This window comes from Variovorax sp. WDL1 (assembly GCF_001541225.1).
Classification (GTDB): Bacteria; Pseudomonadota; Gammaproteobacteria; order Burkholderiales; family Burkholderiaceae_C; genus Variovorax.
The window spans coordinates 45,208-55,738 of the sequence record NZ_LMTS01000092.1 but is presented as its reverse complement, the minus strand read 5'-3'; the positions used below and the strand labels follow the sequence as shown (position 1 = coordinate 55,738).

Below are 10,531 nucleotides of genomic sequence, written 5' to 3'. Positions count from 1 at the left end.
CTCCTCACCCTTCAGATTGAGCTTGACATCTCATAGATAGCTGTAGCTCACGGAACCCGCATGGACGGGCTGGCTTGCGAGCGCGGCGGCGCACAGGAAGACGGCGAGGACTGTGCGGCACAGGAGCCGGGTCGATACGTGGCGATCGGAGAGCATCGATGCGCGCGATCTCGATGCACACGCTGGCAATGCAGCGGAATTCTTCTTCATGGGGGCTCCCGTTCTTTTTTGATGCGGCCGAACTGTAGTCGAGCCGAGCGCAACCAAAACTCGTTTTTTGTCGCGCAATCTTGATGCGCGATCACCCATGGATTGACCAGATACCGATAAAACTTCCGTCTGAATTGCATGGGCGCTCTTGCCTAGGTATCTTCGCGCCACCAAAAAACAGGGAGGACCTGAACGATGGCTGGCTCCGGCCCGCTTTCGTTCCTTGTCATGCGAAATCGCTTGCACGCACAAGCCACGACGACGTGGCACACCGCCTTCTGCGGGCGCACCATCAGGCGGGCGAGCCGCCCTGCTTCCCGCCATGAACTGCGAGTACATGAGGCCAGTTGTGCAGACATGGGCTGAAGACCTCATGGCGGCCTTCGATCGCTGTCGCGACGAAGAGCAGATATTCGCGCTGGTGCTCGCCGAGGCGAACCAGCTGGGATTCGAGCATTGCGCCTATGGCTTGCGCGCGCCGCTGCCCCTCACCAATCCCAAGGTCGTCAAGCTCGACAACCATCCGCCGGCGTGGCGCCGCCGCTACGAGGAAGCCGGCTACCTGACCCTCGACCCCACAGTGCGGCACGCGCGACACAACCGCACGCCGATCATCTGGAGCGATGCGCTGTTCGCCGACGCGCCTGCCTTGTGGGCGGAAGCGCGCTCATTCGGCCTGTGCCATGGGTGGGCCCAGTCGAGCCTGGACAGCCACGGCGTCGGCGGCATGCTCACGCTGTCGCGATCGACGCCGCCGCTCAGCGCGAATGAACTGCACGCCAAAGAGGTACGCATGCGATGGCTGGCCCATGCCTCCCACCTGGCGTTCTCCCGCGTGCTCGTGCCGCGGATGAACCAGTCGCCCGAGACACCGCTGACGGAGCGCGAGATCGAGATCCTCAGATGGACGGCCGACGGAAAGACCACCCAGGAGACCTCGCGCATCCTCCGGATCTCGATCGACACCGTGAACTATCACGTGAAGAACGCCATCTCCAAGCTGAGGTCGGCCAACAAGACCGCTGCCACGGTGCGGGCGGCCATGCTGGGCCTGCTGGGCTGACGCACAAGGCGCATGAATCAGTCCTCCAGGCGGCGCCTCATTGCACGAACATCAGGGCCAGCCGCTGCGCGGCGTGCTCCGCATCGCCCAGCGCGTCGTCAGCCGTGCTGCGCAATTCGGTGCAGACGTGGACGACGCGATCCTGCGAGGCCTCGCGGATCTTCACCACGCCCGACCAGCCCCGCTGGTGCCGCTCGCAATCCAGCAGCATGGTCTGGCCGTGGGCGTGCGCAAAGACGGCAAGGCGCTGGCGCCGTCTCGCGGGCCGGCGCCAGATGCGGAAGCACGAACTCAACAGGGTGGTGATCATGACGGGCCTCGGTGAGGGCGGTCAGGACATTGAACGCCCGCGAGGCGGTGCACGGAAGTGGCGGAAGTCCCGTCGCGCCCATGGAACGCATGGAAGCCGGCAAAGCGTGCAAAAAGCACGGCATTCAGTGGCCCGCCCGCGACATATCCACCGCACGCGTCGGCCGGCGTGACAGGTTGCCGCTCAATGCGCCGATATGCGCATGCCCCCCACCAGCACCCTCTGCGTTGGAAACAGCGACCACCCCCAGCGCTGCTGCGCATACCCCCACAGCCCTTGCTTGAAGAAGATCGTCACGACGATCGCCAGCAACCCGAGTCCGAGCAGATACCACGTCCCGTAGTCGCTCAGGAACTTGTTGAGCGCCCAGAAAATCAGCGCGCCCACCAGCGGCCCCTCGATGCGGCCGATGCCGCCGATCACCACCATGAAGATCGCGAAGGCGGTCCAGTTGACGCTGAATGCGGCATCAGGGCTGATGCGCAGGTTGCCGACGAAATAGAGCGCGCCTGCCAGCCCGGCCCCGAATGCCGCAACCACGTACACCGCCAGCTTCATGCGCGCCACCGGGACGCCCTGCGACTCGGCGGCCACCTCGTTGTCGCGGATCGCGAGCAGGGCCAGGCCGCGCTTGCTGCGCAGGAACAGGTACACCAGCGCGACAGCCGCCACCACGCAGGCCAGCGCCATCCAGTAGGTGACGCTCTCGCGCGTTGCCTTCTCGATGCCGCGCAGCGCGGTGAGCGTCGTGCCCGATCCGCCGCCCACGGCCGACACGTTGGCGAAGCTGAGGCGAAACACCTCCGCAATGACCCAGGTGCCGATGGCGAAGTAGCCGCCCGAGAGCCGGAAGGCGACGAAGGACACCGGCACCGCGACCAGTGCCGCGGCCAGGGCACCCAGGGGAATCGCGATGAATGGATTCACGCCCGCGAAGTTGCCCAGCATGAGCATCACGTAGCCGCCGAAGCCGAAGAAGGCCTGTTGGCCGATGCTGACCATGCCGCCGTAGCCGGCGAGCAGGTTCCACATGATCGCGAAGATGAGGTAGCACGCGATCTCGACGAACTCGCGCATCCAGCTTGATTCGCCCCAGAAGGGCAGCGTGGCGGCAAGCAGGGCGATTGCGACTGCCGCGCCCAGGGCGGTGCGGTTCGCGGCGGTGCTGCGCACCACATCGAATGCCGCGGGCGTGGCGCTCGCAACGAGGGATGGGTTCCGGGTCATGACGTCAGCCTCGTGTCTTGGGAAACAGCCCCTGCGGCCGGAGCACCAGCACGATCAGGAACACGATGTGGCCGACCCAGATGCCCCAGCCCGGGTCGAGCCGGAAGCCGATCTGCTGCGTGATGCCCAGGATCATTGCGCCGGCCAGGGTGCCCCAGAAGGAGCCCATGCCGCCGATGATCACGGCCTCGAAGGCGAACAGCAGCAGCAAGGGACCGTCGGAGGGCGATACCGTCGTTCGCATCCCCTGCAGCGCGCCGGCCACCGCGATCAACACGAAGGCGATGGCAGTGGCGAAGGCATAGACTTTCTTCGCGTCCAGCCCCATCAGCTCGGCGATCTCGCGGTCGTCCGATACGGCACGGAAGGAGCGGCCCAGCGCGGTGCGCGCGAACAACCATTGCAGACTCGCGGTGGCGGCGACCGCGATGGCAAGGATGACCAGTGGCAGCACGCCCAGCGAGAGCGAGTCGCCGAGGGCGAGGCCCTGCGTGTTGAGGCCGCTGGTCTCGATCGATCGCGGATCGGCCGAGAACAGCTCGAGCAGAAGGTTCTGGATCACGATCGAGAGCCCGAAGGTCACGACCAGCGAGGGCAGCGGATCCCTGCCCAGCGTGCCGTTGAGCACGTAGCGCTGCAGCGCGTAGCCGAAGCCGAAGGCCAGCGGCAGCACCGCCAGCGCCACCGCGAAGGGCGCGCCGCCCGCCAGCGTGGTGCCGGCGACCACGGCAAAGGCGCCGAGGATGATGAAGTCGCCTTGCGCGGTGTTGGTCAGGCGCATGACGCCGAACATCAGCGACTGGCCCAGCGCGAACAGCGTGTACAGGCCGCCGAGGAGGATGCCCTGGAGGACGGTTTCGATCATGGTGCCGCTCCTGGAGGCTGGACGCCGAAATAGGCCTGCGCGATCTGCTCGCGGGACAGCGCATCGGAGCGCCCGGCGAGCGAGACGCGGCCTTCCTGCAGGCAATAGATGCGATACGACACGCGCTGGGCCATGGTCACGTCCTGCTCGACGATGGCCACCGTCATGCCCTCGGCGGTGATCGCGGGCATCGCGGCGTAGATCTCGCGGATCACGATCGGCGCCAGGCCCAGCGAGAGCTCGTCGCACAGGAGCAGCTCGGGGTTGCTCATCAGCGCGCGGCCGAGCGCCACCATCTGCTGCTGCCCGCCCGACAGCGCGGTACCGGGGTCGCGGCGCTTCTCGGCAAGAACGGGAAAAAGGCCGTAGAGGCGCTGCAGGTTCCAGGGGCCCTTGCGCCCGGCGAGGCCGCCGATCAGCAGGTTCTCCTCGACGCTGAGGCTGGGGAAGAGGCGACGGCCCTCGGGCACCATCGCGAGTCCGCGCTTGACGATCTCGCCGGGTGGCAGGCCGCCGATGGCCTCGCCCTTGAAGCGCACCGCCTCGCGCGGGGCACGTACCAGGCCGGTCAGGCACTTGAGCAGCGTGGACTTGCCCGCGCCGTTGGCGCCGATGATCGCGACCAGCTCGCCCTGCGCGAGCGAGACGTCGACACCGAAAAGGGCCTGGGCGTCACCGTAGAAGGCCTGGAGGGCTCGGGCCGTCAGCAGGTCGTTCATGCATCCATCCCCATGTAGACCCGCCGCACCTCCGCATCGCCCATGACCGCCCGCGGTTCCCCCTCCGCCAGCTTCTGCCCGAAGTTGATGACGAACAGCCGGTCGGCCAGCGACAACAGCGCATGCACCACGTGCTCGATCCAGATCATGGTCACGCCGCGCGCCTTGATGCGCTTCAGCTCCTCCACCAGCTGCCTCGCCTCGGGCTCGGTCAAGCCGCCGGCGATCTCGTCCAGCAGCAGCAGCTTCGGGCGCGTTGCGAGCGCGCGCGCCAGCTCGAGGCGCTTGCGGTCCAGCAGCGTCAGCCCGCCGGCCGGCTTGTTGGCATGCGCCATCAGCCCGGTCTCGGCCAGTACCTCGTGCGCGGTCTGCCACGCTTCGCGCTCCGGCTGCCCGCCGCCGAAGCAGGCGGCCGTGACCAGGTTCTCGAACACGCTCATGTTCCCGAAGGGCTGCGGCACCTGGTAGCTGCGGCCGATGCCGGCATGGCAGCGCTGGTGCGGCTTGAGGCCGGTGACGTCGCGCCCTTGGTACTCCACCCGCCCTGCATCGGCGCGCACGTCGCCCGAGATCAAATTGAACAGCGTGGTCTTGCCCGCGCCGTTGGGCCCGAGGATGCCCAGCGTCTCGCCCTCGGCCACCGCGAGCGTGATGTCGTCGGTGACCTTGAGCGCGCCGTAGGACTTGCGCACGCCATGCAGCGCGAGAAGGCTCATGACAGCAACTGCAACGTACCCGCGACCGGGATGTTCTTCGCGGCCTCGTTGTTGACGATGCTCAGCTCGACCTTGTACTTCTGGCCCTTGTTCCACTGGCCCAGCACCAGCGGCGTCCTGCTCACGTTCTTGAACGGCCCCTGGCCGCCCCACTTCACCGGGCCGACCACCGTGTCCAGGGAAGTCGCCGCGACCGCGTCCCGCACATCGCCGGCCTTGGTCGACCTGGCCCGCGAGAGCGCATTCGCCGCCACCTCGAACAGCGCATGCGCAAAGCCGATCGGCTGCGTCCACTGCTTCTTCGCGCCGGCCTCGTAGGCTTCAGCAAGTGACTTGGCGCTCTGCTTCGTCAGGCTCGACGTGAAGGGATGGGAAGGGCTCCACCACACCTCGGTGGAGAGGCCGTAACCCAGCTCGCCCAGCGCCTCGATCGCGCCGGGGAACAGCAGCGCCTTGCCCAGTGTGATGACCTTCGGCCTGAAGCCCTGCTGCCGCGCCTGCGTGAGGAATGTCTTGGCATCGGGCGGGATCACCACGCCGGTCACGATCTCGACGTTGTCGCGCTTGAAGGCCGCTATCTGTGCGCTGAAGTCCTGCGTGCCGTTCTGGAAGCGGCCAGGGTCGGTGAGCGTGAAGCCCATCTGCGAAAGCGGCTTCGGGAAGCCGAGCTCCTTGTCGCCCCAGGCGTTGCCGTCGCCGTCGTTGGGAAAGAGCCCGCCGACCTTCTTGTTGGTGCTGACGGTCTTCCAGCCGTTGGTGAAGTTGGCGATGACGTCCTCCAGCCCCCAGAAGAGGTGGTAGGTCCAGGCGAAGCCCTTGGCCGGATCGCCCTTGCGGCCGAAGAACCAGGGCTGCCACGGCACCACGCTCGATACGCACGGCACCTCGTTGAGCTCGCAGGCGTCGCTCACCGGGTTGGCGGTCTCGGGCGTGCCGGCGGTCAGCACCAGCGCCACCTTGTCCTTGAGGATCAGGTCGTTGGCCACCTCGCCCGCGCGGTTCGGGTTGGACTGGCTGTCCTTGAGCACGATCTGCACCGCGTACTTCTTGCCGCCGACGCCGATGCCGTCCTTGAAGGCCATCTTCATCTGGTCGATGACCCACCTGTCGGCCTCGCCGAAAGGCGCGAGCGGGCCCGTCTGCGGCGAGACATAGCCGATCTTGAGGGTGTCGGCGGCGAACACCAGCGGCGCCGTGCCGCCGGCGGCCAGGGCGGCCGCGGCCTGGGTGAACTGCCTGCGATTGAGGGTCATGGTTGTCTCCTTCTTCGTTGTCTGCCTGCACAAAGCCAGGTGGATGTCTTCAGCCGGGCGGCGCGCCCACGTAGGCGCGCTGCAACAGTGCTCGGATCGCATCGCGCTCGGCCGGGCCGAAAGGGCGCGGGTTCCAGTAGGGGTTGCTCACCGCGAGCTCGGCGGCGCGGTCCAGGTCGGTTTCCTTCATGCCGATGTCCTTCAGCGCGATGGGCGCGCCGTTGTCGCGCGCCAGGGCCTGCAGGCCTTCGGCTGCGTTCGCGGTGCCGAGCGCACCTGCAATGCGCTGCATTGCGCGCGGCGCGGCACCGGCGTTGAAGGCGATTGCATGCGGCAGCACCACCGTGTGCACCTCCGCATGCGGCAGGTTGAAGCTGCCGCCCAGCGTGTGGCACAGCTTGTGGTGCAGCGCCATGCCCACGTTGCCCAGGACGATCCCGCACAACCAGGCGCCGTACAGCGCATCGGACCTCGCCTCGATGTCATCGGGGCTGCGCCGGATCGCCGGCAGCGCCCGTGCGATCGCGGCGATGCCCTCCTCGGCCATCAGGTCCATCACCGGGTTGCTGTCCTGCGCGTACAAGCCCTCGGCCGCGTGCGCGATGGCATTGATGCCGCTGGTGACGGAGAGGCCGACGGGCAGGCTGCGGGAGAGCTCAGGGTCGTAGATCACGGTGCGCGGCAGCACACGCGGGTCCTTGCCGGTCTTCTTGAGGCCGGCCTCGGTCAGGCCGTAGATGGGCGTCATCTCGCTGCCGGCATAGGTCGTCGGGATTGCGACGATCGGCAGGCCCGAGTCCAGCGCAATGGCCTTGCCGAGGCCGGTGGTGGAGCCCCCGCCGATGGCCACGGCGCAGTCGGCACCGAGCTTGCGCGCGACCTCGCGGGCCTCGCGCGCGGTCTCGACCGGCACATGCATGACCGCGCGGTCGAAGATGCCCGCGGCCTGCGCGCCGAGCAGCTCGGCCACGCGCTCGGCCTGCCCGCGCTGCTCGGGCGTGGACAGCACCAGCGCACGACGCGCCCCCAGCGCCTCGATCTCGCGCCCGAGGTGTGCGAGGCTGCCGGCGCCGAAGACTACGCGCTGCGGCTGGCTGGTATAGATGAAGTCTCGCATCGACGTGGCCTCTGTTTGCTTGCTCTCTGAATTTGCTAATCCAGGCTCAGGTTGCGCTCGCGCACGAGCCGTGTCCACTTGTCCTGCTCCCTGCGCAGCGCCGAGGCGAACTGCTCGGGCGTGTTCGCGATGCCGGTCAGGCCCTGCTCGCGCAGCCGCTGGTCGAAGGCAGGTTCGGTCACGATCTTGCGTACCTCGGCCTGCAACCGGTCGACGACCGGACGGGGTGTGCCCGCCGGGGCCAGCAGGCCGACCCAGGAGTTGACCTGGAAGTCGGGGTAGCCGCTCTCGGCCACGGTGGGCGTTCCGGCATAGGCGGGCACACGCTGCGCGCCGGTCTGGGCCAACGCACGCAGCTTGCCGGCCTTCACATGCGGCTGCGCCAGAACAGCAGAGAGGAACATCATCTCGACCTGTCCGCCCAGCAGGTCCTGCTGGGCGGGGCCGCCGCCGCGGTAGGGAATGTGCGTGACGAAAGTGCCGGTCTGCACCTTGAAGAGCTCGGCCGTCAGGTGGTTGCTCGAGCCGGGCCCGACACTCGCGTAGTTGAGCTGGCCCGGCTTGCTCTTGAGCAGGCCGACGAAGGACTTGAAGTCGCTGGCCGGCACCTTGGGATTGACCACCAGCACCAGCGGATTGCTCGCGATCTGCGTCACCGGCTGGAGGTCCTTCTCGATGTCGAAGCTGAGCTTGGGATAGACCAGCGGATAGGTGGCATAGCTGTCGAACACCATCAGCAGCGTGTGGCCGTCAGGCGCGGCCTTGGCAACCTCTGCCGAACCCACGGTTCCGCCGGCGCCGCCGCGGTTGTCGATGATGACCGGCTGCCCCAATGCGGCCTGCAGCCGCGGCTGCAGCTGCCTTGCCACGGTGTCGACGATGCCGCCGGGCGGGAAGGCCACGACCACGCGCACCGGCTTGGCGGGCCAGGGCTGCTGGGCAAGTGCCGCGCCTGCGGCCGCAAGGGCCAGGCTGCACGCGGCGAGGACTCGAACTGCAAGCGACGTCACGTTCATTCTTCTTCTCGAGGTTGGCTGCTCAGCGCACGAAGTGCGGCGGAATCTGCGCATCGACATTGACCCAGACGCTCTTGACCTGCGTGTACTCGCGCATCGCGTCGAAGCCCATTTCGCGGCCGTAGCCGCTCTGGCCCACGCCGCCGAAGGGCGAGCCCGGGTTGACGCGTTTGTAGCTGTTGATCCAGACCATGCCTGCGTGCAGGTCGCGTGCCACCTTGTGCGCGCGCTGGAGATCGGTGGTCCACAAGCCGCTGCCGAGGCCGTAGTCGGTGCCGTTGGCGATTCGCAGCGCCTCCTCGTCGTCCTTGAAGGTGAGCACGGTGACAAAGGGGCCGAAGACCTCTTCCTGCGCCACGCGGTCCTGGAAGGACCTGGCACGCACCACCGTCGGCTCGACGTAGCAGCCACCGGCCAGGTCGCCGCCGGGCGACTTGCCGCCGGCGAGCACCTCGCCGCCCTCGCCCTTCGCGACTTCGACGTAGCTCAGCACGCGCTCGCGATGCTGGGAACTGGTGAGCGGGCCCATCTCGGTGGCGTCGTCGAGCGGGTTGCCCAGGCGGATCGATTGCGCCAGCGGGATGAACTTGTCGAGAAAGGCATCGGCGATCCTCTCGTGCAGCATCAGGCGCGAGCCCGCGATGCAGGCCTGCCCCTGGTTGTGGAAGATGGCCCAGGCGCTGCCGTTGATGGCGGCCGGCAGGTTGGCGTCCTCGAACACGATATTGGGCCCCTTGCCACCGAGCTCCAGCTGCACCTTCTTGAGGTTGCCGGCGCTGGCCTGGACGATGCGCCTCCCCGTGGCGGTGCTGCCCGTGAAGGCGATCTTGGCGATCTCCGCATGCTCGGCGATGTACTGGCCGGCGACGCTGCCCAGGCCCGGCAGCATGTTGACCACGCCTTCGGGCATGCCCGCCTCGGCCATCAGCTCCACGATCTTGAGCGAGGAGAGCGGCGTGATCTCGGCCGGCTTCATCACGATGCAGTTGCCGGCCGCGAGCGCGGGCGCCATCTTCCAGCTGGTGAACATCAGCGGGAAGTTCCACGGCACCACCTGGCCGACGATGCCGACCGGCTCGCGCAAGGTGTAGTTGAGGAAGCCGGCCTCCACCGGAATGGTCTCGCCCTGGAACTTGTCGGCCATGCCGCCGAAGTAGCGGAAGCAGGCGGCGGTGCGCGGCACATCCAGGCGGCGCGAGTCGCGTACGGGGTGCCCAGTGTCCAGCGACTCCAGCCGCGCCAACTCCTCGGTGTTGGCCTCGATCAGGTCGGCGAGTTTCAGCAGGATTCGGCCGCGATCGGCCGCGGCCATGCGGCTCCAGGCCGGGAAGGCGCGCTTCGCCGCGGCAACCGCCTTGTCGACGTCGGCCTTGCCCGCCAACGCCACCTCGGCGATGGTCGAGTTGTCGTGCGGGTTGAGGGTGGCGAGCGTCTCGCCGGACTCGGCATCGACGAAGCGGCCATCGATGAAGAGCTGGTGGCGAATGGGCGTCTTGAGGCCGGCGGCCCGCTGGATGTCTGCGAGGTTCATGGTCGCTCAGTTCGCTCAGTTGTCGGTGCCTCGGCCGGCCAGCCACGGATAGCGCGCCGTGTCCTTTCCGGCGTAGTCGGGGTCCAGGTAGATGAAGCAGCGCTGGATCAGGAAGTCGCGCACCTCGAACACATCGCACCAGCGCCCCGCACCCCACTCGGGCACGCCGGCGCGCCAGGGCCCGTCGGCATGCTCGCCGTGACTGGTGCCTTCGCAGGCGAACAGGTGGGTGCCTGTGAAGATCCAGTTGAAGCTTGCGTAGTCGTGGCGAATGGACTTGCCACGGCTGCCGACCTCGCCGAAGAGCTTGCCGATCTCGTCCTTGCCGTTGGCCAGGCCCCACTTCGGGAAGTAGACCTGCGCATCGCTCGCGAACAGGTCGAGGATGGAGCCGCCGGTGGAAGTGACGCCGCCGTTGTCGTAGGCCTTGAGGTATTCGAGCGCCACTGACTTGCGTTGCTCGTCGGTCATGGTTTGACGGGTGAGGGCCATGGTGGATCTCCT

General features: G+C 67.5%; 12 protein-coding genes. 1 reads left to right on the top strand and 11 read right to left on the bottom strand.

All coding sequences use genetic code 11. The annotated features are described in order from the left end of the window. Window positions 1-30: 30 nt before the first annotated feature. On the bottom strand, window positions 31-210 hold the full coding sequence (locus APY03_RS41425; protein WP_146039391.1) for a hypothetical protein: 180 nt from the start codon (window positions 208-210) through the stop codon (window positions 31-33). Window positions 211-559: 349 nt separating this feature from the next. Between APY03_RS41425 and APY03_RS13405 the strand changes: the two genes are divergently transcribed. Continuing rightward, on the top strand, window positions 560-1,273 hold the full coding sequence (locus tag APY03_RS13405; RefSeq protein ID WP_180988649.1) for an autoinducer binding domain-containing protein: 714 nt from the start codon (window positions 560-562) through the stop codon (window positions 1,271-1,273). A 37-nt stretch (window positions 1,274-1,310) separates the two neighbouring features. Here APY03_RS13405 and APY03_RS13400 read toward each other — a convergent pair whose 3' ends face one another. The 10 genes from APY03_RS13400 to APY03_RS13355 form a co-directional block, all read right to left on the bottom strand. Beyond that, a complete protein-coding gene (locus APY03_RS13400) occupies window positions 1,311-1,583 on the bottom strand; it encodes a hypothetical protein (RefSeq protein WP_068677583.1) in 273 nt (90 codons plus the stop codon). A gap of 183 nt (window positions 1,584-1,766) precedes the next feature. Then, window positions 1,767-2,810 carry a branched-chain amino acid ABC transporter permease gene (locus tag APY03_RS13395; protein WP_068677581.1) on the bottom strand — a complete coding sequence of 348 codons (1,044 nt, stop codon included), beginning with the start codon at window positions 2,808-2,810 and terminating at the stop codon, window positions 1,767-1,769. Window positions 2,811-2,814: 4 nt separating this feature from the next. Beyond that, window positions 2,815-3,675 carry a branched-chain amino acid ABC transporter permease gene (locus tag APY03_RS13390; RefSeq protein WP_068677579.1) on the bottom strand — a complete coding sequence of 287 codons (861 nt, stop codon included), beginning with the start codon at window positions 3,673-3,675 and terminating at the stop codon, window positions 2,815-2,817. Next, window positions 3,672-4,394, bottom strand: a complete 723-nt coding sequence (locus APY03_RS13385) for an ABC transporter ATP-binding protein (protein ID WP_068677577.1) — start codon at window positions 4,392-4,394, stop codon at window positions 3,672-3,674. Before APY03_RS13385 ends, APY03_RS13390 begins: the two co-directional genes overlap by 4 nt. Further along, entirely contained in the window at window positions 4,391-5,110 is a 720-nt protein-coding gene (locus tag APY03_RS13380) for an ABC transporter ATP-binding protein (RefSeq protein WP_068677575.1), read from the bottom strand. Before APY03_RS13380 ends, APY03_RS13385 begins: the two co-directional genes overlap by 4 nt. Then, entirely contained in the window at window positions 5,107-6,363 is a 1,257-nt protein-coding gene (locus tag APY03_RS13375) for an ABC transporter substrate-binding protein (RefSeq protein WP_068677574.1), read from the bottom strand. Before APY03_RS13375 ends, APY03_RS13380 begins: the two co-directional genes overlap by 4 nt. A 49-nt stretch (window positions 6,364-6,412) precedes the next feature. Beyond that, complete coding sequence (locus APY03_RS13370; RefSeq protein WP_068677572.1) at window positions 6,413-7,480, bottom strand: maleylacetate reductase; 1,068 nt, start codon at window positions 7,478-7,480, stop codon at window positions 6,413-6,415. 35 nt (window positions 7,481-7,515) lie between these two features. Continuing rightward, window positions 7,516-8,490, bottom strand: a complete 975-nt coding sequence (locus tag APY03_RS13365; RefSeq protein WP_232081145.1) for a Bug family tripartite tricarboxylate transporter substrate binding protein — start codon at window positions 8,488-8,490, stop codon at window positions 7,516-7,518. A 28-nt stretch (window positions 8,491-8,518) separates the two neighbouring features. Then, window positions 8,519-9,982 carry an aldehyde dehydrogenase family protein gene (locus APY03_RS13360; RefSeq protein WP_068677597.1) on the bottom strand — a complete coding sequence of 488 codons (1,464 nt, stop codon included), beginning with the start codon at window positions 9,980-9,982 and terminating at the stop codon, window positions 8,519-8,521. Window positions 9,983-10,042: 60 nt separating this feature from the next. Further along, a complete protein-coding gene (locus tag APY03_RS13355; RefSeq protein ID WP_068677567.1) occupies window positions 10,043-10,519 on the bottom strand; it encodes a nuclear transport factor 2 family protein in 477 nt (158 codons plus the stop codon). Between the last annotated feature and the right edge of the window lie 12 nt (window positions 10,520-10,531).